At 42.2% G+C, this 25,409-nt stretch carries 26 protein-coding genes; 18 read left to right on the forward strand and 8 right to left on the reverse strand.

The window, feature by feature from the left end:
* Positions 1-11: 11 nt before the first annotated feature.
* The 3 genes from NST59_RS01775 (at position 12) to NST59_RS01785 (ending at position 3,078) form a co-directional block, all read left to right on the forward strand.
* Positions 12-392, forward strand: a complete 381-nt coding sequence (locus NST59_RS01775; protein ID WP_039176346.1) for a cupin domain-containing protein — start codon at positions 12-14, stop codon at positions 390-392.
* Between the two features lie 124 nt (positions 393-516).
* The gene (locus tag NST59_RS01780; RefSeq protein ID WP_081258472.1) at positions 517-1,719 is read left to right on the forward strand and encodes a CaiB/BaiF CoA transferase family protein; all 1,203 of its coding nucleotides are present in this window, start codon (positions 517-519) and stop codon (positions 1,717-1,719) included.
* 45 nt (positions 1,720-1,764) lie between these two features.
* Positions 1,765-3,078, forward strand: a complete 1,314-nt coding sequence (locus NST59_RS01785) for an MFS transporter (RefSeq protein ID WP_341039830.1) — start codon at positions 1,765-1,767, stop codon at positions 3,076-3,078.
* Between the two features lie 44 nt (positions 3,079-3,122).
* Here the strand turns inward: NST59_RS01785 and NST59_RS01790 are convergent, their stop codons facing one another.
* Complete coding sequence (locus NST59_RS01790; protein WP_064498635.1) at positions 3,123-4,481, reverse strand: hypothetical protein; 1,359 nt, start codon at positions 4,479-4,481, stop codon at positions 3,123-3,125.
* A gap of 148 nt (positions 4,482-4,629) precedes the next feature.
* Between NST59_RS01790 and NST59_RS01795 the strand changes: the two genes are divergently transcribed.
* From NST59_RS01795 to NST59_RS01815, 5 genes are all read left to right on the forward strand, one after another.
* On the forward strand, positions 4,630-5,403 hold the full coding sequence (locus NST59_RS01795; RefSeq protein ID WP_039176354.1) for an IclR family transcriptional regulator: 774 nt from the start codon (positions 4,630-4,632) through the stop codon (positions 5,401-5,403).
* An 85-nt stretch (positions 5,404-5,488) separates the two neighbouring features.
* Positions 5,489-6,046, forward strand: a complete 558-nt coding sequence (locus tag NST59_RS01800; protein WP_003214270.1) for a shikimate kinase — start codon at positions 5,489-5,491, stop codon at positions 6,044-6,046.
* A 344-nt stretch (positions 6,047-6,390) separates the two neighbouring features.
* Positions 6,391-7,338, forward strand: coding sequence for a dihydrodipicolinate synthase family protein (locus NST59_RS01805; RefSeq protein ID WP_064498636.1), 948 nt, complete (start codon positions 6,391-6,393; stop codon positions 7,336-7,338).
* 77 nt (positions 7,339-7,415) lie between these two features.
* Entirely contained in the window at positions 7,416-8,423 is a 1,008-nt protein-coding gene (locus NST59_RS01810; protein ID WP_039176360.1) for a LacI family DNA-binding transcriptional regulator, read from the forward strand.
* Between the two features lie 120 nt (positions 8,424-8,543).
* Entirely contained in the window at positions 8,544-9,920 is a 1,377-nt protein-coding gene (locus NST59_RS01815; RefSeq protein WP_039176363.1) for an MFS transporter, read from the forward strand.
* Between the two features lie 225 nt (positions 9,921-10,145).
* Here NST59_RS01815 and NST59_RS01820 read toward each other — a convergent pair whose 3' ends face one another.
* Positions 10,146-10,919: a class I SAM-dependent methyltransferase gene (locus NST59_RS01820; RefSeq protein ID WP_064498637.1), complete on the reverse strand. Its 774-nt coding sequence runs from the start codon at positions 10,917-10,919 to the stop codon at positions 10,146-10,148.
* A 116-nt stretch (positions 10,920-11,035) separates the two neighbouring features.
* Here NST59_RS01820 and NST59_RS01825 point away from each other — a divergent pair, with 116 nt between their 5' ends.
* Positions 11,036-11,953, forward strand: coding sequence for a LysR substrate-binding domain-containing protein (locus tag NST59_RS01825; RefSeq protein WP_064498638.1), 918 nt, complete (start codon positions 11,036-11,038; stop codon positions 11,951-11,953).
* A 45-nt stretch (positions 11,954-11,998) separates the two neighbouring features.
* Here the strand turns inward: NST59_RS01825 and NST59_RS01830 are convergent, their stop codons facing one another.
* On the reverse strand, positions 11,999-12,784 hold the full coding sequence (locus NST59_RS01830; RefSeq protein WP_064498639.1) for a carbon-nitrogen family hydrolase: 786 nt from the start codon (positions 12,782-12,784) through the stop codon (positions 11,999-12,001).
* Positions 12,785-13,031: 247 nt separating this feature from the next.
* Between NST59_RS01830 and NST59_RS01835 the strand changes: the two genes are divergently transcribed.
* Positions 13,032-13,988, forward strand: coding sequence for an acetylxylan esterase (locus NST59_RS01835; protein ID WP_064498640.1), 957 nt, complete (start codon positions 13,032-13,034; stop codon positions 13,986-13,988).
* A 35-nt stretch (positions 13,989-14,023) separates the two neighbouring features.
* On the opposite strand, the gene NST59_RS01840 is transcribed toward NST59_RS01835, so the two are convergent.
* A complete protein-coding gene (locus NST59_RS01840; protein ID WP_024424319.1) occupies positions 14,024-14,338 on the reverse strand; it encodes a hypothetical protein in 315 nt (104 codons plus the stop codon).
* A gap of 92 nt (positions 14,339-14,430) precedes the next feature.
* Here NST59_RS01840 and NST59_RS01845 point away from each other — a divergent pair, with 92 nt between their 5' ends.
* The 5 genes from NST59_RS01845 (at position 14,431) to NST59_RS01865 (ending at position 20,641) form a co-directional block, all read left to right on the forward strand.
* The gene (locus NST59_RS01845; RefSeq protein ID WP_039176379.1) at positions 14,431-15,201 is read left to right on the forward strand and encodes a nucleotidyltransferase domain-containing protein; all 771 of its coding nucleotides are present in this window, start codon (positions 14,431-14,433) and stop codon (positions 15,199-15,201) included.
* 161 nt (positions 15,202-15,362) lie between these two features.
* Complete coding sequence (locus tag NST59_RS01850) at positions 15,363-16,280, forward strand: proline dehydrogenase family protein (RefSeq protein WP_151283988.1); 918 nt, start codon at positions 15,363-15,365, stop codon at positions 16,278-16,280.
* Between the two features lie 23 nt (positions 16,281-16,303).
* Positions 16,304-17,851 (forward strand): L-glutamate gamma-semialdehyde dehydrogenase, encoded by a 1,548-nt coding sequence (gene pruA, locus NST59_RS01855; RefSeq protein WP_064498643.1) that lies wholly within the window; start codon positions 16,304-16,306, stop codon positions 17,849-17,851.
* A gap of 126 nt (positions 17,852-17,977) precedes the next feature.
* On the forward strand, positions 17,978-19,210 hold the full coding sequence (locus NST59_RS01860; RefSeq protein ID WP_039176388.1) for a PucR family transcriptional regulator: 1,233 nt from the start codon (positions 17,978-17,980) through the stop codon (positions 19,208-19,210).
* Positions 19,211-19,342: 132 nt separating this feature from the next.
* Positions 19,343-20,641, forward strand: a complete 1,299-nt coding sequence (locus NST59_RS01865; protein ID WP_341039844.1) for an arsenic transporter — start codon at positions 19,343-19,345, stop codon at positions 20,639-20,641.
* A gap of 117 nt (positions 20,642-20,758) precedes the next feature.
* On the opposite strand, the gene NST59_RS01870 is transcribed toward NST59_RS01865, so the two are convergent.
* Positions 20,759-21,436, reverse strand: coding sequence for an amino acid ABC transporter permease (locus tag NST59_RS01870; protein ID WP_064498644.1), 678 nt, complete (start codon positions 21,434-21,436; stop codon positions 20,759-20,761).
* Positions 21,437-21,448: 12 nt separating this feature from the next.
* Positions 21,449-22,321: a transporter substrate-binding domain-containing protein gene (locus NST59_RS01875; protein WP_039176396.1), complete on the reverse strand. Its 873-nt coding sequence runs from the start codon at positions 22,319-22,321 to the stop codon at positions 21,449-21,451.
* A gap of 181 nt (positions 22,322-22,502) precedes the next feature.
* Between NST59_RS01875 and NST59_RS01880 the strand changes: the two genes are divergently transcribed.
* Positions 22,503-22,832 (forward strand): YckD family protein, encoded by a 330-nt coding sequence (locus NST59_RS01880; protein WP_039182972.1) that lies wholly within the window; start codon positions 22,503-22,505, stop codon positions 22,830-22,832.
* Positions 22,833-22,874: 42 nt separating this feature from the next.
* Here the strand turns inward: NST59_RS01880 and NST59_RS01885 are convergent, their stop codons facing one another.
* Positions 22,875-23,639 (reverse strand): MBL fold metallo-hydrolase, encoded by a 765-nt coding sequence (locus NST59_RS01885; protein WP_058837296.1) that lies wholly within the window; start codon positions 23,637-23,639, stop codon positions 22,875-22,877.
* A 115-nt stretch (positions 23,640-23,754) separates the two neighbouring features.
* On the opposite strand from NST59_RS01885, the gene NST59_RS01890 reads away from it, so the two are divergent.
* Positions 23,755-24,171: an Lrp/AsnC family transcriptional regulator gene (locus tag NST59_RS01890; protein ID WP_039176401.1), complete on the forward strand. Its 417-nt coding sequence runs from the start codon at positions 23,755-23,757 to the stop codon at positions 24,169-24,171.
* Positions 24,172-24,199: 28 nt separating this feature from the next.
* Positions 24,200-25,006: an aminoglycoside N(3)-acetyltransferase gene (locus tag NST59_RS01895; RefSeq protein WP_064498645.1), complete on the forward strand. Its 807-nt coding sequence runs from the start codon at positions 24,200-24,202 to the stop codon at positions 25,004-25,006.
* Position 25,007: 1 nt separating this feature from the next.
* On the opposite strand, the gene NST59_RS01900 is transcribed toward NST59_RS01895, so the two are convergent.
* Complete coding sequence (locus NST59_RS01900) at positions 25,008-25,394, reverse strand: competence protein ComJ (RefSeq protein WP_064498646.1); 387 nt, start codon at positions 25,392-25,394, stop codon at positions 25,008-25,010.
* Between the last annotated feature and the right edge of the window lie 15 nt (positions 25,395-25,409).

The following is a 25,409-nucleotide window of genomic DNA, read 5'->3' on the forward strand; positions in this document are numbered from 1 at the left end:
AGGAATCAACAATGAAAATTAAAGTATTGAATCCGTTTCAAGATGGGAACCCATTATGGTTAGGCTTAGATCGTCCAGAGGAGCAAATGATTCGAAAGGTATTTCAAACGATTACACCAGATACCGTTGGATCAGAACATATGATGGCGGGTCTCACCATTTTTGAACCAGGGGAAGCAAGTTCAGTGCACAATCACCCGGGTTCAGAGGAATTTGATTTTGTGATTAAAGGGTCCGGCGAAGTCATTTGTGATGGAGAAAGGCAGCCCTTTAAACAAAATGATTTTATGTTCATTCCTGACGGTGTCCCGCACCAGCATGTGAATACAGGCGATGAACCTTTATGGCTCATTTGGCTCTACACGCCGCAAGGGCAGCTTCCAAAGGATTAAAAACCTGCACCGGTGAGCCCTGCTTTTGAATCATCAGGGCCTTACGGGTCAATCAGAAAGATGAAAAGGGCTAAATTAGAAATGATTTTAGCCCTTCATCACTTGAATGAAAGGGAGTCAAGCAATGAATATGAATACACCGCTTGAAGGAATAAAAATATTAGACGTCTCTACAATGATCGCTGCACCCTATGGCGCGGTGCTTCTAGGGGATTTTGGAGCAGAAGTCATCAAAGTCGAGATTCCTGGTAAAGGCGATACGCTGCGGCATGTCGGCCCTTTTGCAGATGGGGAACCACTTAGATGGTCAGGTCTCTCACGGAATAAGAAATCCCTTACACTGGATCTGCACAAAGACGAAGCAAAAGACATTTTTAAAAAGCTTGCAGCTCAGGTCGATGTACTGATCGAAAATTTCCGTCCTGGAACACTCGAAAAATGGGGCGTTGGGTACGATGTGTTAAAAGAAATCAACCCTCGTTTAATTATGATTCGTGTATCGGGTTATGGTCAAACGGGCCCGTTTAAGGACAAGGCCGGATTTGGAACGCCAGCGACGGCGTTTAGTGGCTTTACATATATTCAAGGGTTTCCAGACCGGCATCCAGTCAGCCCTTCATTTTCTCTAACTGATTATATTGCTGGCATCTATGTGGCATTTGCTACTGTGACAGCGATGTATTACAGGGATACACATCCAGAAGGAACGGGGCAAATGGTGGATTTGGCCCTCTATGAATCTGTGTTTCGTATGTTAGAGTTTTTGGTTGCAGAATATGACAAGCTTGGGAAGGTGCGTGAGCGTTCACCGGGGCTAAGCGGTCATTCAAGCCCTGCTGGTACCTATGAGACAAAGGATGGGCATTATTTGGTTCTTGTGACAAGTACAGATTCGACCTTCAATCGATTGGCTGAGGCGATGAATCGATTAGATTTATTAGAGAATGAAAAATTCGCGGTTAATGCATCCAGGCTGAAGCATAACAAAGAAATGGATGCGATTGTTTCGCGATGGATCGCGTCGAAAACAAGGGATGACGTATTAGAAATTCTAGATACTCACGGTGTCCCTGTGAGCCCGATCTTAAGTATTCGGGATATTTTTGAACATCCACAATTTAAAGCAAGAGAGAATATCGTCGAAGTGCATCACCCTCGACTTGGAAAAGTGAAGGTGCCTGGGATCATTCCGAAGTTTGAAAAAACACCTGGAAGTATCCGTCACATTGCACCTGATTTAGGCGAACATAATTATGAGATTTTAACAAATATGCTTGGCCTAACAAAAGAAGAGTGTAAGCAGTTAGAAGAAAAAGGGGTTATTTAAGACGTTCAACCGAACCGCACGCTGCGGAAACAAAGGAGGATGGTTATGAAAGTGCATTCAGAATTGAAGGGGAATGAATTGCAGCCCGCATATGTGAAACCAACGAAAGCCCGTTTTGGCATATTGATTCTGTTGTTTTTTATTACCGCTATTAATTATATTGATCGAGCCAGTGTGTCTATTGTTGCGCCTGCTATTCAATCTTCATTGCAATTAAATCCTGCCTTATTAGGTCTGATTTTTTCGGCATTTAGCTGGACATATACAGCGATGCAAATACCAGGCGGTTTTATTCTCGATAAATTTGGCTCAAAGGTAACGTATGGGATATCACTCGTTACCTGGTCTATTTTTACAGGCTTACAGGCGTTTGCGAATAGCTTTGCCTTTTTATTCGGCTGCCGTTTGTTTATTGGAATTACAGAATCTCCCGCATTTCCTGCAAATAATCGTATTGTCACTACATGGTTTCCAAGGCGGGAACGGGCTTTTGCAACAGGAGTATACACAGCTGGAGAGTATGTGGGTCTTGCATTTGCGACACCTCTTCTTTTTTGGATCATGACGACTTTCGATTGGAGAACCGTCTTTATTACGGCAGGTGCGCTCGGTATCATATTTGCTTTCTTTTGGTACAAGTATTATCACGAACCGAAAGAGCATCTGAAGATAAATGAAGATGAGTTAGAATTAATCCGGCAAGGCGAAGGGCTGACAGTCGCATCACAGGAGAAGCTGAAATGGGCAGACTTTGCAGCCCTTCTGAAATATCGTAAGTTGATCGGGCTCTATATTGGCCAATTCTCTGTTGCGTCTACACTTTTTTTCTTTTTAACGTGGTTTCCGACCTATTTGGCAGAGGCGAAAAACATGGCATTTCTCAAGGTAGGTTTTGCTGCTTCTCTTCCTTATATTGCTGCATTTTTTGGGGTCTTGTTTGGAGGTTATGTGTCTGATTGGCTGCTTAAAAAGGGCGTATCAGTGAATGTAGCGAGAAAGCTGCCGGTAGTGGTTGGCTTGCTGATGACGAGTACCATTGTTTTAGCAAACTTTACAACGAATATCCCGCTTGTGCTGACCATTTTATCCATCGCTTCATTTGCGCAAGGACTGTCTAATATCTCTTGGACGATGCTGTCCGAGGTGGCACCGAGGGAAATGGTTGGGCTTGCTGGCGGCGTATTTAACTTTTTTGCTAATTTAGCTGGGATCATCACTCCGCTAATTATCGGATTCATCGTGTCGGCGACAGGCTCTTACAACGGGGGAATTTTATTCGTCAGTTTAGTCGCATTAGGCGGGGCATTGTCGTACATTTTCATCGTAGGTAAAATTGAACGTATTCAATTGAAACCGTAGTGGGAAAGCAAAAGAGAACTCATATCAAGACGAGTTCTCTTTTTTTATGAATAAAAAATAACGGTGATAACTGTTGCACATGCGATACCCATGCTGATATAAAAGCCAGCAAACCAAATATTCCACCGAGTGATACGGTAAGGGTTGACCTTCATCAAATCTGCCAATAAGGAGACAGAAACATTAAAAGGGCTAAACATAACAGTTGATGTGCCAGCAACGATCAGCATGATAGCGATGGGAAGAGCAGGCAGTTCATGAATGACAGGTGTCATCATGCTGACTAATAAAGCAAGCGAGACGAGCGGGTGAAAACCGCAAAGAGCGGTGATCAGAAAATACAACCCGATGACACAATAAACCCAAATGGCATGGTCTGCTATACTGACAATAAATGCTTGAATCGGCTGCATACTGTTTGTGGCAAGCAGCATATCGACAAAGAAGCCGGCACTTAAAAATAGACACATATAGTTGGAGAGCTGATTGGTTCTTTCTTTCCAATGAGGCACAGAGACCGCTATATATTGTTTTCTTTTTTTGATAACAGATGAGAATAATAGAGCAAATGGAATAATTGTCAGCACAACAGCAAATAGATAGCCTTTTCCAATCCATGCATCGACAAGTGAGACGGCTGTCATAAAACTAAGCAGCATGAAAGCGAGCTGAAGGGTTTTTCGCTTAATTCGATGAGGATTGGAGTTTGTTTGTGCTGACTGAATGATGTTTGGTAATCGTTTGCTTTGCCGAGAAAAAAGCATCCAATCTGCCGCCAGCACCACGATCATTAAACCAAAAGTAATGGGTGCAATTTGATAATATTTTAGTTTGGTTGCATCAATGGTGACGCTGACTAGCACTTCAACAGGACTCCAGCTTAAACATAATGCATATGACCTTAAGAGGTTGCGTGTATAAAGATATTGCTGCACCTGTTTTTTTAGGGATTCCAGCGACGGTTTGAGTGATGTATATATTAAGGGGATCGTCGCGATATTTAAAAACATGCCAAGAATATGAGTGACAAATGAACTCTTGCGATAAAGCTGGTTTGGACTCGTTGTATGTAGTGTGAGCAGTTTATTTAATTGTGTATCGAAATGTCCAACATGTATGAGAGAATGAATAAAAGGCAGCATGAAAAATAAAGAAAGCAAGCCTAGCATGGAATGAAAGTGAAGAACAAACGTATGCAATGGCTGGCCGGATAAGAAGAATAAGAACAAACCAATGATGAGAAACACAGCACCTGTTTTCAAATAAAGCCCACTGGCTTTCTTAAAAGAAATGGTGAGCGAGATAGCGGCCAGCAGACCAACAAAGTAGGAGAGTATGGGAGCAGGAAATAGTTGATGAACAATATATAAGCTAATCAGAAGTGTAAAAACGACCAGGTACATTCAAATATCTCCTCCATCAAACATCTTCAATTGATTTTATTCCGTCTAGTAGAATTTGTTTTCTTTTAGTGGAACATTTAAAATGGATTATAGCAAAATCGATCGTTTATGTCGATAAGAAATCAAAGAGGAAAAGGAGAAAGTGAACATGGCTGATAAGAAGTCAAAAGAAGAATCAGGACTGCGTACGGTTCAGCGCGCTTTGGATATTCTTTCTTGTTTTAGTGAAGAACGTCAAGAGCTGACGCTAACGGATATTTCAAAAGAGATGAATTTAGCAATGTCTACGACAACGAGACTGCTCAAGGCACTTGAAATGAATCATTTTGTGGAAAAGAATCAAGAAACAATGAAATACCGATTGGGTCAAAGGCTTTATCTCCTCGGGTACATTGCAGGGAAGTCCATTCAATTGAGAGAACTGGCTAAACCACTCATGTACGCACTTCGTGATGAAACAAAGGAAACCGTCAACCTGTATGTACTCGATTCAACAAGCAGGGTTTGTATTGAACAAGCGGAAGGGCTGCAATCGATTCGGCATCTTGTCAAGATTGGTGAGAAGCTGCCATTATACGCAGGTGCAGGCGGAAAGGTATTATTGGCATTTCAAAGTGAAGAATTTCAACAAAAAGTATTTGCGGCTGAGGCTGATCATGTGATGGGAGACGACTGGAAAAAGGAACGTAAACATATTCTTGACACGTATACTTCTTGCAGTATCGATGAACGAGAGGTAGGATCTGCGGCAGTAGCGGCACCAATCTTTAATATTCATGGGGAAGTGAAAGCTTGTTTATCCATATCTGGTCCAACCCATCGGTTTACTGAAGAAGTCATTCCCCAGTTGCAGCAAAAAGTGAAAGAACAAGCACAGAGGCTCTCTGAACAGCTCGGCTACGTCGTTAAACACAATTTTTAAGATGGTCTATCTTTTCGCGCTCCATTTATCATATAATAGAAACATTATGTAGCATTCCTTGTCGTAGGGAGGACGTGTCACGACCATGAAAATCAATAGAGAAATTCCTGTAAGACAGCGGAATATTGTCCTCATTGGCTTTATGGGTGTTGGAAAAACAACCATTGGGCAGCTGGTTGCCAAAAAGCTATATAGAGATTTTATTGATGTCGATCAGGAGATTGAGAAAAAGTACAACATGACGATTCCAGAGATGTTTCAGCAAAAAGGAGAAGCATTCTTCAGGCAGGCTGAAAAGGATTATATCGTCGATTTATGTGAACATACACAGCTCAAGATCGTTTCCCTTGGAGGCGGTGCATTCAAACAGGAAGAAATCAAACGCGCCTGCTTGAAGCATTGTACCGTTCTTTTCCTAGACCTGTCTTGGGAGAATTGGAAGCAGCGGCTGGATATTTTAATCGAAAATCGCCCTGTTCTTCACAACCGGACGCTTGATGAGATGAAAGAGCTGTTTGAAGAACGCCGGGAAATTTATTCTCTTCATAACTCCAGAGTGGAAACAGATCATTTAGAGGCTGAGGAAGTCGCCAATTATATTGTGGACACACTCAAGCTTGGCTGGGATTTATATTCGAAATAAAAAAAGTCTACCGTTTAGGGTAGACTTTTTTCTATTGATTCCTTTCCTCTTTGTACATATGATGATGTTTTGACAATCAAAATATTTTTATCCTTTATTTGGTGTATGGCCGTTCGGAAAAAGCGGTGATCCTACTTCAATCAGTTCATGATGATGAGGTTTTTGATATAGATCTTTTTCTTTTTTGAAAAAATAAAATAGTATCTAAAATTCTATAATAGTTTTTTGAATTATTATAATATTGAAAAAACAGTGTTGACATCTTTGTTGATGACATTCTATGATTGTTTACGTAAACGCTTACCGTAAACGTTTACTATAATCGAATGGGGAGGAATTTGTTGATGAAAAATAAAGAAAAATGGAGCGGTGTATTCCCGGCAGTCTTAATTCCTTTTAAAGATGACTATTCAATTGATGAACCTGCTTTTCGTAAGCTTGTTCGCTGGGTGGCGGAGCACGAAGGGATTAACGGGATTGTTGTCAATGGACATACTGGCGAGATTATGACTTTGCTGCCACATGAACGAGCTGAGGCTGTGCGCATTGCAGCCGACGAATTAAAGGGAGAGGTACCTGTCATTTCAGGGGTTTCAGCTGAAGGGACAATTGAAGCGATCCAACATGCAAAAGCAGTTCAAGAAGCTGGCGGAGAAGGTATTCTTCTCATGCCGCCGCATTCATGGCTGAGATTCGGTATGCAGCCTGAATCACCTGTCCAATTCTTTAAAGATGTTGCAGAAGCAATTGACATTTCAATCATCGTCCATCAATATCCAACATGGACAAAAACCTCTTATACAACCAGTCAATTATTAGAAATGTCCGAGATTCCAAACGTTGTCTCATTTAAAATCGGTCAAAGAGACATGGCACAATATGAAGTCGATGTGCGCGCACTAAAAAAGCATGCACCAGATGTATCGTTGCTCACATGTCACGATGAATATTTATTGCCAACATTAGTTCAAGGGATTGATGGGGCGCTTGTCGGTTTCGGCTGTTTTGTGCCGGATTTGATCGCTGAACTTGTCAAATGTGTGAAAGAACAAGACCTTGCAGCGGCTAATAAAGTGTACGATAGAATCTTTGAATTAAAGCATGCTGTGTATAAAATGGATGAACCTTCCTCTACCTCTCATCTGCGAATGAAGGAAGCGATGTTCCAGAGAGGTTTGATCAGCAGTTCGCTTGCGAGGAAGCCGGTATTACCTTTAACTCAAAAGGAAAAAGAAGAGATTCGTCAGGGCCTTCAAAGTGTTGGTTTGCTTAAGGAAAACGTCAGTAGATAACAGACCATTGATTTCATGATGAAGGTGAGTCAGGTTATAATAGAGTATAAAACAACAGACTCCCGGAGGTATGAAATGTGTCAGTAAGTATTAAAGATGTCGCATTGAAAGCAGGAGTATCTATAGCCTCTGTTTCCCGAGTATTAAGTGGTAAACCAGGAGTAGGTGCTCAAACGGCTGAAAGAATCAAACAAGTGATTGATGAGTTAGGCTACCGTCCTAATTTAGGAGCGAGAGGGCTCGTTAAAAGAAAGACTGGGAATATCGCTGTAGTGGTTCCTCGCGGTTCATATATTTTGAATAATCCATTCTTTTCAACGATTTTAGATGGAATAGCGAAGGAATTAGATGAGACCGAATTCAATATGCTGATGTCATTTACATCTGTACAACAGCAGCGATTACTTGAGACGCAGGCTGTAGATGGTGCCATTTTATTTTCTCCAAGAAATGAAGAATTGAGCATGGATTGGTTAAAAAGTTTGGCTATTCCCATTATCGTTGTCGGAAGTTACTTAGAGGATTCTCCATTTCCATGTGTCAGGCCAGATGATGAAGAAGGTGTTTGTCAATCTGTAACGGCCTTATTTGATAAAGGTCATCGAACCATTGGGCTGGTGAATGGTCCAATGAGTTCGATGCATAGTGTGAGGTATTACAAGGGGTACGAGCGTACACTGAAAAGTTTAGGATTAACAATGAACAAAGAGCTTGTGTTTGAGTTAGATGAATTTGATGGGGGAAAAGTAGTAGAAGTGGTTTCTCAATTTCTTCAAGGAAACCAGCACATGACTGGAGTTGTTTGCTCTTCAGATTTTTTGGCGATGGGGGTCATGAAAGCGGCAGATAACGCAAATGTGTCAATACCTCATGATTTGTCTGTCGTTGGTGCTGATGATGTGCCTATTGCAAGTTTTCTAACCCCTTCTTTATCTTCTGTTCATGTTGATTTAGTTGGAATGGGAAGAAAAGCTGTTTCTTTACTAACACAGTTATTGGAAGGAGAACAGTTAGAAGCGATGGAGCATATCTTCCCTATGTATTATATAGATCGTGGCACCACTGGAACGCCAAAAAAGAATTGATAGATGCTGAAAACTCGTATGAACGCTACAGAATTTCTCTTGATTTAAAATGTAAGCGATTTCTTTAGCGATCTTCGGCATGTACTTTTGCATCATTTCCTCTAATAAGGAGGAGATACTATGACGTTAGAACTCAGCGGAAATTCAAATTCTCACGGTGGGCAAGTTGTTGATAGAGCTTCACAACTATTGACTAGGATGGAAAGTGTACCTTTTTCGAGGTGGCATTTAAAACCTCGGATCATTATGGGATCTGCTACCTTTTTTGATGCTTTTGATGCGCTATCTTTAGCGTTTGTTCTCCCGGTTCTCATCGGAATGTGGAATTTGTCACCTGCTCAAATTGGCCTTCTTATTGGGTCTGGTTATATCGGACAAGCGATTGGTGCTATTTTCTTTGGATGGTTAGCAGAAAGGCGCGGCCGTGTATTTAGTGCAAAGTGGACGGTGTTCCTCATGTCTATTATGAGTATCGCATGTGTATTTTCAGGTAATTTTATGGCCCTTTTTATTTTCCGTTTTATACAAGGAATTGGAGTTGGAGGAGAGGTGCCGGTAGCAGCCTCATATATTAATGAGTTGTCTAGAGCCCAAGGAAGAGGTAGATTTTTTATGCTTTATGAGATGATTTTTCCATTAGGATTAATGATCTCAGCTCAAATTGGCGCATTTGTCGTACCTAGCTTTGGGTGGAAATGGATGTTCTTGATTGGAGGCATTGGAGGTTTAATCGTCTTTGTATTCTTTTTCATGCTGCGTGAATCGCCAAGGTGGCTTATTTCGAAAGGCAGGTTAGATGAAGCCGAAAGAATTATTGAAGAAATTGAAGCTAGTACTGACAAACGAATGCCTGTCGCAAATCAAGTATCCAGCAGTACTGAAAAGGGCGACTGGAAAGAGCTATTTTCAACTTTTTACCGTAAGAGAACATTGATCGTATGGGGACTATGGTTTTCTGCCTACTTTGTATCGAATGGTTTAAATAACTGGTTACCGAGTCTTTACAATACTGTTTACCATTTGCCAGTCGGAGATTCATTAAGGGCAGCATCTCTCACAAATATTTTACAGACCATAGGGGTATTCGCTTGTGCATTTTTAATTGATAAAGTAGGACGGAAGCGCTGGGCAACCATTGCATTTGTATTAACAGGTGTTTTATTAACGGCTTTATGGATCAGCGGAGCGACTTCTCCAGAAAGCGTCATCTATTTAGGGTCTGCTGCTTACGGAATGATGGGAACAATTACAGTTCTTCTCTATCTATATACACCTGAAATTTATCCAACACGTATGAGGGTGATTGGAACGGCATTTGCTACAGCGTGGCTTAGGCTGGCCTCAGCGATCGCTCCTATTATGATAGGTTTTATTTTAGAGGTAAGCGGTGTTTCAACTATTTTTATTCTTTTTGCAAGTGTGACTGTAGTGGGAGCAATTCTTGCTTTTAAAATGATAGAAACGCGCGAGAAAGTATTAGAGGATATTGCACCGTAAGTTACGTTTGCAGTAAAGAACTTATTCCAACGAGGGTAGGTTCTTTTTTTATTCAGAGAATCTAAAATGCCTAACCTATCTCCGTTCATTTATCATATAATAGAGACATGATGTAGCCCTCCTTGTCGTGAGAAGGGACGTGTCACGAACGTAAAAAGCAATACCTGTGAAGATGTATATTTGAAATAAAAAGTCTACCGACGATGGTAGACTTTTTCTATCAGTTTAATGCTTGATTCCTTGAAGCAATGCAGCTTTTAAACAGAAAGAAATGGGCTGATGCTGTGCATCGAATTGAAGCTGAAACAGCTGCTTTGTGTCAGGGTCTGCGGCTTGAAGGTGGGAAATGATTTCCTTTTGAACGTTCTCTGGTGTGCGTCCACGTATAATCCAGTCCTGATAATCAATGTGCAGATCCCAGTAACGAATCTCGTTTTGAGTCAATTGGTTTGCTGCGAAAAGCTCTTTCCATTCTGATAACGAGCTTTCTCGCACATGAGAAGGGTCTCTCAGTCTATTTAAGTGATTAATAAATGAATCCTGTTCAGTGTTTTCAGGTGCATAATGATCGACGAGCAGAAATTGGCCGCCTTTTTTTAAGACTCGGCTGATTTCAGACATGGCTGCCGGAAGGTCTGGAAAATGGTGAGCGGCAAATCGGCACGTCACTAAATCAAATGATTCATTAGAGAAGGGCAATGCTTCTGCGGCTGCCTGCTCAAAAGTAATGTGGTTCAGTTGGCGTTCTTCCGCAAGTGCTGCTGCAACCTCGATCATTTTTTGTGTGACATCTATGCCGATCCCTTTAGAGATAACGTCTGAAAAGGAAAAAACGGTATGTCCTGCCGCACAGCCAATATCAAGTAAATGCTCATGTCCCTTCGCATTTGCTGTTGTTTTCATCCATTCCAGCTCTTCTCCAGCAGCAAATATAGGTGAATCTCGATAGTTCTCGGCATTTTGTGAGAATTGGTTCTCTGCTTTAGCATATGGATTCATTTCTTTTCCCCCTTTGTGGTCTCTTTATCGTAGAATTCCTTCTGTTATTTGTCTAAGACATAAAAGATATGGCATGAATAGTTAAAACCTATGAGGTGATGAAAGTGGATATACGAATGATGGAATATGTCATTGAAGTGTACCGGCAGCAAAGTTTTACAAAAGCAGCGGATCAACTTCACATTGCACAGCCTTCTCTAAGCCAGCAAATAAAGAAGCTGGAAGAGGAATTAGACACACCACTATTTATTCGAAAATATGGACAAGTAACGCCCACACCTCAAGGGAGACGATTCATTAAAAGGGCTGAGAATATTTTGAAGGAAAGAGATGATTTGCTGCGTGAAATGGAAGAAGCAGCTTATGAAATCGGGAAAGAGCTGAACATTGGAGCGCCAGCAGTGACAGGGGGATATGTCTTGCCCGGTTTATTAAAAACTTTTTGTCAAACGTATCCTCATGTTCACGTTCAACTGATAGAAGAGTCTCCACGTGAGCTCGAAAAACTTCTATTGGCTGGAAAGCTGGATTTGGCTATTTTATCGATGCCTGTCGAGCACGAATCATTGAAAACGAAACAAATGCTGACCGAGCCGCTCCTTCTTGCAGTTCCGCAAGCTGCTCAGCCCTGGTTATCAGAGGCATTGAACGAGATCATTGAGCAGGCAGGGCAAAAAGAGACCAGTCACGAAATCGTTCCCTTTCAGCTTCTTGAAGGTATCCCATTTATTTTGCTGAAAGAGGGATACGGTTTTCGGCAAGTGGTCACAGAACTGTGCCGTCATCACGGTTTTCAGCCAAAAGTGGCTTTTGAAACAAGCCATATTCAAACAGCACAGGCATTGGTCAAAAACGAACTAGGGGTGACCGTTGTGCCGAAAATGGTGGCACAAGAGGATAGGAACCAAGTCACTTATTTGCAAATTGATTCATGCCCAACCCGCACACTTGTGTTTGCATATGTGGAAGAAAGGTATTTAACGAAAGCCGCTCAAGCCTTCATGGACCTATATCAGAATCAAGGGAAAGCTTAAACAAACGTTTAATTAAACGCAAAAAGCAGGGGAGCACCCTGCTTTTTAATATAAGTCCAGACGCTGATCCGTCATAACTGGAATTTGCTGCCTGACTTCATCCACTAGCTGAAGATCAATTTCCGCATAATAAATGTCTTCGTCATCGCGTGTTTCAAGCAGTATGCGGCCGAGTGGGTCAATCACCATGGAGTGTCCAGGGAATTCTGTGTCTCTGCTTGTGCCTGTTCTGTTTACAGCAATCATAAATGACTGGTTTTCAATCGCTCTTGCGATGAGCAGGCTGCGCCAATGGTCCACTCTTGCTGATGGCCATTGCGCCGTATTGACGAGCACCTTCGCCCCTTTGTTCACAAGTGTTCTAGAAAGCTGCGGGAAGCGGAGGTCATAGCAGATCATCGCGCCAATTTTCACATCTTCACTATAGTCAAATAAACCAAGCTGATCACCAGCGGTTAAATAGTTGTGCTCATCCATTAGACGGAACAAGTGAATTTTATCATAATCTAACAGAAGCTCACCTTGGCGGTTAAAGACATACATCGTGTTGGTGATGTTTTCATCTTCTGTTCGCTTATTTAAGACACTGCCTGCGATGAGATACACTTGATGCTTACGGGCAAAGGAGGAAAAGAGCTGTATTGTGCGTTCACCGTTTACATCCGCAAGCTGATCGGCTTGCTCAAGGGCGTAGCCGGTATTCCACATTTCGGGTAAAATGATCAGGTCAGGCTGCTCGTGAATTGCTTCTTCTAAGAAAGCTTCTGCTTTTTTAAAGTTCAATTCAGGTTCTCCAATTTGTACATCCATTTGGATAAGGGCGACTTTCATAGGGATTCCTCCTTTTTTCGCTATATGTCATGTGAAAATTCATGAACGATCGATCATCTTCATGAATATATTGTAAAGGATGATTCTGTCTGAGAACATCTAGTCTTTATGGTCAGTTTCTTTATCATAAAGGTTTCCATCATCTTTGCCAATAGAAATGTCAGAAGGTTTTGTTAAATGACTTTCTCAATCAAGAAATGAGTGGTATGATATATATAACTAATAAAACAAAGGGGTATAGTAGGATATGCAATTGTTCGATTTATCATTAGAAGATCTAAAAAAATATAAACCAAAGAAAACAGCACGTCCTGATTTCTCAGACTTTTGGAAGGCATCTCTTGAAGAACTGCGCCAAGTGAAGGCAGATCCAGCGCTTGAACCTTATGACTATCCAGTGAAAGGGGTCAAGGTGTACCGCCTGACGTATCAAAGCTTTGGGCATTCTCGAATTGAAGGCTGGTACGCGGTACCAGATCAATCAGGTCCGCATCCAGCGCTCGTTCGTTTTCATGGCTATAATGCCAGCTATGATGGCGGCATTCACGACATTGTCAACTGGGCGCTGCATGGCTATGCGACATTTGGTATGCTCGTCCGCGGTCAAGGCGGCAGTGAAGATACGTCAGTGACACCAGGCGGTCACGCTTTGGGATGGATGACAAAAGGTATTTTATCCAAGGAGACTTACTATTATCGCGGCGTTTATTTAGATGCCGTCCGTGCACTCGAAGTGGTTCAATCCTTCCCCGAAGTAGATGAACACCGAATCGGCGTGATTGGTGGAAGCCAAGGAGGTGCATTAGCGGTAGCCGCCGCAGCCCTTTCAGACATTCCGAAGGTCGTAGCAGCAGATTACCCTTATTTATCGAACTTCGAGCGTGCAGTGGACGTTGCATTGGAGCAGCCTTATTTAGAAATCAATTCATACTTTCGAAGAAACAGTGATCCAGAAGTGGAGGAAAAGGCATTTGAGACATTAAGCTATTTTGATTTAATCAATTTAGCTGGATGGGTGAAACAGCCAACATTGATGGCGATCGGGCTGATTGACAAAATAACCCCGCCATCTACTGTGTTTGCGGCATACAACCATTTAGAAGCAGATAAAGACCTGAAGATATATCGCTATTTTGGACACGAATTTATCCCGGCGTTTCAAACAGAGAAGCTCGCCTTCTTACAAAAGCATTTGCTCAAATAAAAGAACAAAGAGGCCGCTCTAGGAGGGCCTCTTTTTTAATAACTCGTATTCTGCCTCGTTTTTTCATCAGGCACTAACGCTGTGATAATGAGGGCAAGAGCTGTGATGATATGCAGGATGAATCCGAGTATCGGAATCCAGGCGAGGCAGGATGTGATAATCCCAATGATGCTGCCAATCATTGGTCCTTGGTCTCGCTTCGATAAGACGAGTGTGATAATATGCAGAATAAGCATGACCATGAGCGGTGAATAGCCATTGCTAATAATAAATAGTCCTCCGATGACAGGGATGGCAAGACAGGCTTCAAAAATCCCGGTGATCCATTTCATGATGCGAGATATAGACATGAGATCCAACTCCTTTTTCATATATGTCTTATTCGTATTTTACCAAATCGTGATGAAGTCATGCAGATTTCTATAGAAAGAGTTGATGGTTGATGAGAGAGAGAATCAAGGAAGAGCTGAAAATCATCGAAGAAACGTATGACGTCAAGATTTGCCTCGCGGTCGAATCAGGCAGCAGAGCATGGGGATTCCCTTCGACTGATAGTGACTACGATGTTCGTTTTTTATATGTGCCTCGAAAAGAATGGTATTGGGCGATGGAAGAGCATCGTGATGTCATTGAACGGCCGATTGATGACATGCTTGATATCAGCGGCTGGGAGCTTAGAAAGGCACTTCGCTTATTCAATAAATCGAATCCGTCCATCATGGAATGGCTGTCTTCTGACATCATCTATGCTGAATCCTTCTCTTTGGCAAAGCAGCTAAGAGAATTAAAGGATCGAGCGTTTTATCCCGCAGCATTGATGTATCATTACCTCAATATGGCGAAGCGGAATGAAAGCAGGCATTTACGAGGAGAGCAGGTGCGAATCAAGAAGTATTTCTATGTGCTTCGTCCGCTACTTGCCTGTCAGTGGATTGAACGCTACCGGACGGTTCCGCCGATGGACTTTCATGAACTGCTCGAGGAACTAGTGGAGGAAGGACCGCTTTTAGCGGAAATCCATGAGCTGCTCAAACGTAAAATGGACGGCGAAGAAATGGATGTAGAAAACCGCCTCGCTTATGTCCATCCATTTATCGACAAAGAGATCGAGCGATTTGATGAATTGGTGAAAAGCTACAATCAGCCGAAAGACAACCTGATGCAAGAATTAAATGAGCTGCTGCAGTCTACCCTTGATGAGGTGTGGGCGTAAGCAGGGAAGAGCCAGCCGGATCGCGGCAGGCTCTTTTTTATCTGTTATTGTGATAAAACCACAAAAAAAGTCAGAATTTTTGTCATCTTCAAATATTGTAGCGGACAGCTTATGAGCCTTACAATAAAGACATAGCTTACAAAGAGTGGGAGGTGCCCTTTATGGAGTCGGTCACAAGAAATTTCTTCTTGTTTTTGTCAAAGAGCAGTCTCTTGAACCATATTGCTCGTAATTGGGGAAGTGCTGTTGCATCTAAGAAAATCATCGGAGGGAAGGACTTTGAGAGTGCGATCCCTGTGATCAAGCGATTAAATGACCAAGGAATGGCTGTGACAGTTGATCACCTTGGTGAGTTTGTCACAAAGGCAGAGATTGCAAATGAACGGACGATTGAGTGTATTCAAACCATTCAGCGGATTGCAGAGGCGGGACTCAATTCTCACGTGTCACTCAAAATGACATCACTTGGCCTGGATATTGACGATGACCTTGTGTATCGCAATATGAAAAGGATTTTAGATACGGCAGAGAAGCACCATATCATGGTGACAATCGATATGGAGGATGAACAGCGCTGTCAAAAAACGCTGGACATTTTTAAAGAGATGAAATCTCAATATGAGTATGTCAGTACGGTCTTGCAGGCGTATTTGTACAGAACAGAAAAGGATCTTGATGACCTAAATAAGCTGCAACCATTTTTAAGACTTGTAAAGGGTGCCTATAAGGAATCCGCCGAAGTGGCGTATCCAAACAAAAAAGACGTCGATCAGAATTATCAAAAGCTGATCGAAAAGCAATTGCTCTCAGGAAACTATACAGCCATTGCGACACATGACGATCGAATGATTGAGTTCACGAAAAATATTGTGAAAAAACACAATATACAGACAAGTCAGTTCGAATTTCAAATGCTGTACGGCATGAGATCAGAAACACAGCAAGCACTTGTGCAAGAAGGCTATCAAATGAGGGTCTATACGCCGTATGGACGAGAGTGGTATGGCTACTACATGAGACGTCTTGCAGAACGGCCGGCAAACATTGCCTTTGCTTTAAAAGGAATGACGAAAAAATAATTTGAAACGGGAGCGTGACAAAAATGACAACACCTTACAAGCATGAACCATTCACGGATTTTAGCCAGGAAGAAAACCGCAAAGCGTTTGAACAAGCATTAGCTAAAGTAACAGAATCACTTGGTCAAACCTATCCGCTCGTGATTAATGGAGAAAGAATTGAAACGAAGGACAAGATTGTTTCGATCAATCCAGCGAAAAAGGATGAAGTGGTTGGAACTGTATCAAAGGCCGGGAAGGAAGAGGCAGAACAAGCGGTTCAAGCAGCAGCGAAAGCATTTGAAACATGGCGCTATACGTCTCCTGAAGAAAGAGCAGGCGTATTATTCCGTGCTGCGGCAAGCATTCGCCGTAAAAAGCATGAGTATTCAGCCCTTCTTGTAAAAGAAGCAGGTAAGCCTTGGAATGAAGCGGATGCAGATACAGCAGAAGCGATTGACTTCCTAGAGTATTACGCTCGTCAAATGCTGGAGCTGGCGAAAGGCAAACCAGTGAACAGCCGCGAAGGGGAACGCAATCAATATGTGTACACACCAACTGGCGTGACGCTCGTCATTCCGCCGTGGAACTTCTTATTTGCCATCATGGCCGGAACAACAGTAGCGCCAATCGTCACTGGGAATACAGTTGTTTTAAAACCAGCAAGTGCGACGCCTGTCATTGCAGCCCGTTTTGTGGAAGAGCTTGAGCAAGCCGGTCTTCCAAAGGGTGTTGTCAACTTTGTACCAGGAAGCGGAGCAGAAGTTGGGGATTACTTAGTAGATCATCCGAAAACAAGTCTGATTACATTCACTGGATCAAGAGAAGTAGGGACACGTATCTTTGAACGCGCGGCAAAAGTGCAGCCAGGCCAGCAGCATTTAAAACGTGTCATTGCTGAAATGGGCGGTAAGGATACAGTAGTTGTTGATGCGGATGCAGATGTTGAATTAGCGGCTAATGCCATTTTCACATCAGCCTTCGGGTTTTCAGGTCAAAAATGTTCAGCTGGATCGCGGGCAGTCGTCCATGAGAAGCTGTATGACCAAGTGGTTGAGCGAGTGAAGGAAATCACAGAAACGAAAACAACAGCCAATCCGCTTTCTGCGGATGTTTACATGGGACCTGTCATTGATCAAGCGTCCTTTGACAAGATCACGGATTATATCGAGGTTGGCAAACAGGAAGGCCGCTTAATCACTGGCGGAACGAGTGATGATTCGGAAGGATACTTTATCCACCCGACCATTTTTGCAGATCTTGAGCCGACTTCTCGTTTAATGCAAGAAGAAATCTTTGGACCAGTGTTGGCTTTCTCGAAAGTCTCAAGCTTTGATGAAGCACTTGAGGTAGCCAATAACACAGAATACGGTTTAACAGGTGCTGTCATTACGAATAATCGTGATCACATCAACCGTGCGAAGCAGGAGTTCCATGTGGGGAACCTTTACTTTAACCGTAACTGCACAGGTGCCATCGTTGGTTACCACCCATTCGGCGGCTTCAAAATGTCAGGAACGGATTCAAAAGCAGGCGGTCCAGATTACCTAGCTCTGCACATGCAGGCAAAAACGATTAGTGAAATGTTTTAATATGGAAAAAGCATGAACCTGAACTGATGGGTTCATGCTTTTTTTGACTGTCTGCGACTTGTTTCTATACAAATCTGACTGGAAAGAAGTATGATAAATGTATCACTTAATCAGGGAGCAATCGGGATGGAAGAGATATTAGAAAAGCTTCATACATTTTTTGATGTCGATAAATTAATTGCATTTATTAGCGGATATTTAAAGAAGCCAGTCATTTTAGAAAGCACAGAGTGTCAGCTCCTTGCTTATAATTCTTACAGCATTCAGCAGTTTGACCCAGTCAATCAGCAAACGATTTTCTCAAAGGAATGCCCGGGATCTGTGGTCGATTGGTTAAAGAAAACAGGGGTAATCGAGCGACTTTTCGCGGAATCAAAGCCTTTTTATGTGAGCGGTCATGACGAGCTTGGATTTAATCGGCGGGTGGCTGTGAGCGCCAAGCATAAACAAGAGGTAGTAGGCTTTATTTGGGTGCAGGACATTGAGGATTCCCTCACTCAGGAAGAGCTGCAATTTTTACACGAGGCTTCCTTTCAGGTTGGAAAAGTGATTTATAAGAATAAGAAACAGCTTGAGAAAAAGGAAGGCAAGATTGAAGAGTTTTTCAAAAAGGTCATGGATGATCATTTTTATACAGAAGAAGAGCTGAAATGGGAGGCTGAGAACTTAAGCATTCCACTGCCAGCCGTATTTACCGTTATGGTCGTGCACGCTGCCGATAACAAAAGTGAGACGGCAGAAGATGTGAAGGATGTCATTCGAACGTATTTGCAGCTAGAGGATAAAGTGAATCACGTCTATTCGGTTCAAGCAGATATCGTGGTTATATTAGGCAGCCTGTCAGATCGGCACTCACCGAAAGCGACTGCCGCTGATGTCATCGCACATCTGCAATCGAAAACGCATGCACATCCCTCCCCTTTGTATATCGGAATGGGAAGAGAGTATCGTGATGTCATGAAAATGAGTACAAGTCGATTTGAAGCGATAGAGGTCGTCAAGGCAGTGAAAATTGTTGGAGGACAAGACCTGATTCCATATGATTATGAGAATTTAGGGGTCTTCCGGTTTTTAGACTCCATTTACAGCCATCAAAAAAAGAAAAACGACTTCAATCCAGATTTGTTACGTTTGAAGGAAAAAGACCGCGAAAGTCAAACTTCGTTTTTAAAAACGCTTGAAGTCTACTTATTGAATAACTGCAAGTTAAAGCCAGCAGCGGAGCAGTTGTTTATTCATCAAAATACATTAAACTATCGAATGAAACAAATTTTTGACATGACGTCGATCGACTTAAGTCATTTTAGCCAGCGATGTGAGTTATTTATTGAATTGATGCTGATGAAAAAAGATCAATAATATATGATGGAATCCGCAGGTGCACGGATCACCTGCGGATTTTCATGTGAAATGCGAAAATGGCATACAACTGATGTATTTCGTTGTATGATAGATAAAGATTTTATGAGAAAAATGAAAGGGGGGCCACCTTTGGGTTCAGTCACCTTAGCCATTTTGATTTTCATCATGACCCTCGTCCTTGTCATTTGGCAGCCAGGACGTGTCACCATAGGATGGTCAGCATGTGGGGGTGCCATTCTTGCGCTTGCCTTTGGCGTCGTTCATCTAGGCGATGTATGGGAAGTTACGCAAATTGTATGGAACGCCACCTTTGCTTTTATTGGTATTATTATCATTTCGTTAATTTTAGATGAGATCGGTTTTTTTGAGTGGGCTGCACTGCATATGGCAAAAGCTGCAAGAGGCAACGGTGTCCGCATGTTTATTTATTTAACATTGCTCGGCGCTGTTGTGGCTGCTTTTTTTGCAAACGATGGAGCGGCACTGATTTTGACCCCAATCGTCTTATCTGTCGTGAGAGCGTTGAAGCTGGATGAGCGCATGGTGCTACCTTTTGTGATGGCAAGCGGCTTTATTGCAGATACAACCTCCTTGCCATTTGTCATTAGTAACCTGGTCAATATCGTATCAGCCGACTATTTTCATATTGGTTTTCTAGAATATACAGCGAATATGTTCGTGCCAAACCTTGTGTCGCTTGGAGCGAGCATGCTGGTTCTGTATGTGTTTTACCGAAAACTTATCCCAAAAACCTACGATCTGTCACAGGCGAAAGAGCCGGCATCAGTTATTCGAGATATCCGTATGTTCCGTTTGTCTTGGTATGTGCTCGGCTGTCTGCTTGTTGGTTATTTTGCGGGCGAGCTGATCGGTGTTCCAGTGTCTATTATTGTAGGCGGGATTGCCCTTGCTTTCTTGTGGCTGGCGAGAAGAAGTCCGCAAGTGGCGACAAAGCGAGTGATCAAAGAAGCGCCGTGGTCCATTGTGTTTTTCTCGATCGGTATGTATGTCGTCGTATATGGATTGAAAAATGTTGGCCTTACTGAAATATTGGCGGCATGGATCGAGCAAGGGGCATCACATGGCTTGCTTGCAGGAACGATGTTTATGGGTGTACTTGCCGCAGTGCTGTCCTCTGTGATGAACAATCTGCCGACTGTTTTAATTGATGCGATTGCCATTGGACATACAGATACAGCAGGTGTCATGAGAGACGGGCTGATTTATGCCAATGTTATCGGCTCCAACCTTGGACCGAAAATGACCCCAATCGGCTCATTGGCGACATTGCTGTGGCTTCATGTCTTAAAGAAAAAAGGCGTTCATATCTCTTGGGGGGCTTACATGAAAGCCGGAATCATCCTGACCATCCCAACCTTGATCCTCACTTTACTCGGATTATATGTGTGGTTATGGCTTATTCATTAATTATCGTGTAGAACAAACCCTCGCATTCGCCCGCAGGTCTGCGCTCCGGTGCTTAGGGCTGCAAAGGTTTTCTATCATGCTGAAAAGAGCAGATCCATGAGATCCGCTCTTTTTTTGCTACAGATATTTCGCATAGCGTTTTTCTAAAAAGTCCTGAAGCAATGAGACGACACTGCAAATGCCCCAGTAAATGAGTGCGACCAAAATATACATGGTCATATAATCAAATTCTCGTCCGCCTACAATTTTTGCTTGCTGGAAGAGCTCTGGTACAGTAATCATCGCTGCCAGTGAGGAAGCTTTGATTAAATCAAGCATGACATTGGTCAATGGCGGCAAGGCGATGCGGACGGATTGAGGCAAAATGACACCGCGCATCGTTTGCCAATAGCTGAGACCTAATGATTTAGCGGCTTCCACCTGTCCACTTGGAACAGAGGAGAGGGCCGCCCGATTAATTTCTGCAATATAGGCAGCACTATTGAAGCTGAACCCAATAATGGCGGCAGTGACTGCTGTAAACTCAATGCCGATATAAGGGAACCCAAAATAAAGAATAAACAAAATCACCAGAATGGGCACGCCTCGCATGAATGAGATATACAGCCGTGCAGGCAGCTTAAGAACCCATGAATTCGCCATCCTGGCAAGAGCGATAAAAAAACCAAGAATGGTACCAAAAAACATGCTCACAAAGGAAATGAGCAGCGTCAGCCAGATGCCTTTCATGACAAACGGAAATGACGCCTTTGCCAGTGCAGGATTAAATATATATTCTAAATGAATATCTCCCACGATTGCGGCTCCTTATTTGGAAATGTCGACATCTTCGACATCAGCATCAATTTTCTTTGAGACGTCTGCATGATTAAAGAATTTCTCAGAAATCTTTTTCATTGTTCCGTCTTTTTTCATGTCGCTTAATACACGATTCAATTCTTTTTGAAGCTCTTTGTTGTCCTTCTTCATGACAAATCCTTGTTCATTCGGCATGTATTTCAAGTCAGGGTGAATCGTAATATTTAATTTAGGAAATGCAGCAAGAGCCAGTGTCTGCAAGTAATAATCATTTAAAATGACATCTGTTCGGCCGTTTGCAACATCCTTTAAGTATTGCTCGTTTGTCGCATTATCATAAATGACTTCCTTTGCACCGTACTTACGAGCGACATCCATGTAAATCGTCGTGGCAGCACCTGCTGCTTTCTTTCCTTTTAAATCTTTTAAAGTTTTAATGCCAGATAAATCATCTTTCCGTACGATAGCCGTTCCGTAGGAATACTTATAAGGGGTTGAAAAGGCAAACTTGTCTTTTCTGTCATCTGTGATGTCGATATCATTTGCAGCGGCATCCACTTGACCAGAATTAATGGCGCTCAGCATCCCGTCATAACCCATTTCTTTAAATTCTACTTTCACATCAAGACGTTTAAACGCTTCTTTGACAACTTCTACTTCATAGCCAGTTAATCGATCCTTGCCATTAGAAGTATCATGATAAGAAGTTGGATAAAGGGTGCCTGAAGTTGCAACCACGATTTTTCCTTTCTTTTTAATCTCATCCCACTTTGTGTCTCCAGATTGAGATGAGCCTGATTGACTGCAAGCAGACATGATAAGGATGCAAGCAGATACAACAAGCATGATCCATATAGATTTTTTATGATAAAAACGACTCATTTAAGAATCCTCCTCTATTTTTTATACAAAACAAAACATAGCACGCTTTTTCTGATAGGACAACGTTTTCAGAAGAAAAGTGAAAAAGTAAGAATATTATAAGCAATTAGCGTGTTAAAATAATGTATAAAAAAGGAAAATGAGCGCAAAATAAAGGCGAATAAAGGAGGGAACAACAATGATGAAAAAAATAAGTGGTTTGATCATCTTGTCGATGATGCTGTTATTTGGTTTTCAGATAGAAACGGCTCATGGAGAAACACCTCAAATGGAAAAGCGCCCGGTGACACACCAAGTGAAATTAACAGCAGAACAACAAAAACAAATTGAAATCCTTGAGCAGCAAATTCTTTCTAAACGAAAAGCAGTCATTGAGAAATATGTACAGTATGGCGTGTTAACAAAGGAACAAGGCACACACATCACGAAACGAATGGATGAGCATTACAATCATTTGAAAAAGAACGGATTTGTTCCATTGCTGAAAAAACCACAGCACCATCGCCCATAATAATGATAAAACCGGCAGCGAGGTGCCGGTTTTTTATTGTGATCAGAAGGTGAGACTTTCCCCATCTTGAGGGACAAAAATGGCTTGATCTGCATGATGCTCTTGAATGTAAGCTTCCAAAGCAGCTCTTGTTAACAAGCAATGATTCACAGCTTCAAGATGACAGGCGACAATTTGAGCTTTTGGCTGAGAACGGTGAATGTCTAAAATTTCTTCCTTAGTCATGGTAATCGGATCGCCTTCTAAAAATTGAGCAGCTCCGCTATTGACCACAATGACGTCTGGCTTGCATGTATTCACAACCTCTTTCGGTTCATCACACCAAATGGTATCACCTGCAATATAAAGGGTAGGTTCATCAGGGTGAGAGAAAACAAAACCGCTCACCTGCCCCATTCGCTTCGCCGTTTCTCCCGTCCCATGCTGTCCACCTGTACGTTTAATATGAACGCCGCAAATGTCCATTTCATCTTCAATGCATGTGACATGCTGAAATCCAGCTTCTTCAACTTCTTTTCGATCCTTCTCCGATTGAGTATAAATTGGCCCATCTTGAGCTAATTTCCTTTTGGCCTCGTCGTCAAAGTGGTCCACATGTAAATGAGAGAGTAAGACAGCATCTGGGTGTAACAGACTGTCTAAATCTATATTTACAGGAAGCTCCACAATAGGGTTGTTCAAATGTTGATTGGCTGTATGAGGGAACGGTGGATATGTTCCTTTTGCTGCCAAAAAGGGATCGATTAAAAAAGTTGAATGACCATAGTGAAGGTATAAAGTAGCATTGCGAATGAGTGTAATTTTCATAAAAAGGCCTCCTTTTTTTCTGATTAAGTTTACAGTATATTAAAAGAGTTCTATGTGACAGAGGATCATGAAAGTCTTTTATCGGAAGGGCTTGATTTTTGAAAGAGGTGAGCCAATGCTAGACCAAACAGATATGAATATTTTAAAAGAACTATCAAAGAATAGCCGATTAACGATGAAAGCTCTAGGTGAAAAAGTTCATTTAACCGGCCAAGCTGTTGCAAATCGGGTGTTAAAGCTAGAAGAAGAAGGCGTGATCGAAGCATATACCATTTCAATTGATTGGCAGACGCAAAAGACGATTCAAACATTTTTGCAGCTCTATACCCGGAGTCATCATCATGAACCACTTCTGTCGTTTCTTTATGAAAAGGAAGAAATCAAGAATTTGTTCAAAATAAGTGGTGAGGGCTGTTATATGGCTGAAGGACATTTCTCGAGTCATGATGAGCTTGATCAGTTTTTAACGGAGCTGACAAATTACGCAAATTACAAACTGTCTATTGCGGTTAAACGTCTCATTCATCAATAATCGAAGAGACGCAGGAGGAAAAGGAACGATGCAAAAATTAATCGAAAATCAAGCTGAACCGATGACAAAGGAAACAATCAAAGCAGACTTGGAACAACTTGGTGTGAAAAAGGGCATGATTTTATGTGTTCACTCATCTTTATCATCCATCGGCTGGGTAAACGGAGGCGCTGTAGCCGTCATACAAGCATTGATGGAAACCTTAACAGAAGAGGGGACACTCATTATGCCGGCACAAACGTTAGAGCTTTCTGATCCTGCCGATTGGATTGATCCGCCTGTTCCTTATTCATGGTGGAAATCGATCAAAGAAACAATGCCTGCATTTGATCCAGCTTACACGACGCCAACAGCAATGGGAAAGGTAGCGGAAACATTTTGGAAATACCCAGGCGTGGCGAGAAGCAACCATCCCCATTTTTCATTCACAGCCTGGGGGAAAAGAAAACATGAAATTCTGAAACACCATGCACTTTCCTTTGGATTAGGAGAGCATTCGCCTCTTGGTCGCATGTATGATCTTCATGCTCAAGTGCTGCTGCTTGGTACAACATTTGAAAGCATGACAGCTTTTCATCTAGCTGAATACCGAATCCCCCAGCAGGACCTCATGACAAGAGGAGCCCCTATTTTAGAAAATGGGTGGAGAGTATGGAAAGAGTACCAAGATATCATCACAAGAGAAGAACTATTTGAACAGATTGGCCGTGATTTTCTGCAATCAGGAGGCCTCCATCAGCACAATCAAATCGGACTTGCCAGTTCATATTTATTGCCAGTGAGAGAATCGGTAGACTATGCGGAAAAGTGGCTTGATTTATACGATCAGTCGTAATCTACACTGTTTGGAAATTTACATAATAAACATCTTGATCAGGCTGCTGTGAGGTATAGCAGGTAAGCTGATAGTCTCCTTTTGGAATGGGGAAAGACAGTACATGAGCCATGACGCTTGTGATATAAACTTGATCCCTTGTATGCGTAAAGGGCACTGTTATAGCTCTATCAATAGAGACTTGGGGCTCATCGCTATTTAATGTCACAATAATAGACGCCTTTCCATTATTGATTCCTTCAAAGGAAACTCCTTGATCTCCAGTTGCGAATCCTTGAAGAATGTCCTCATCTGTCCAATCAATGATAGGTGGTGTTTCGCTTCCGGTGTATACCGTGATTTGGTGGTAGGAGATAGATAGAGAATAGGTTTGATTTAAGAGATTCATATAAAAAACTCCTTT

Source organism: Bacillus sp. FSL R5-0439 (assembly GCF_038008805.1).
GTDB lineage: Bacteria > Bacillota > Bacilli > Bacillales > Bacillaceae > Bacillus > Bacillus safensis.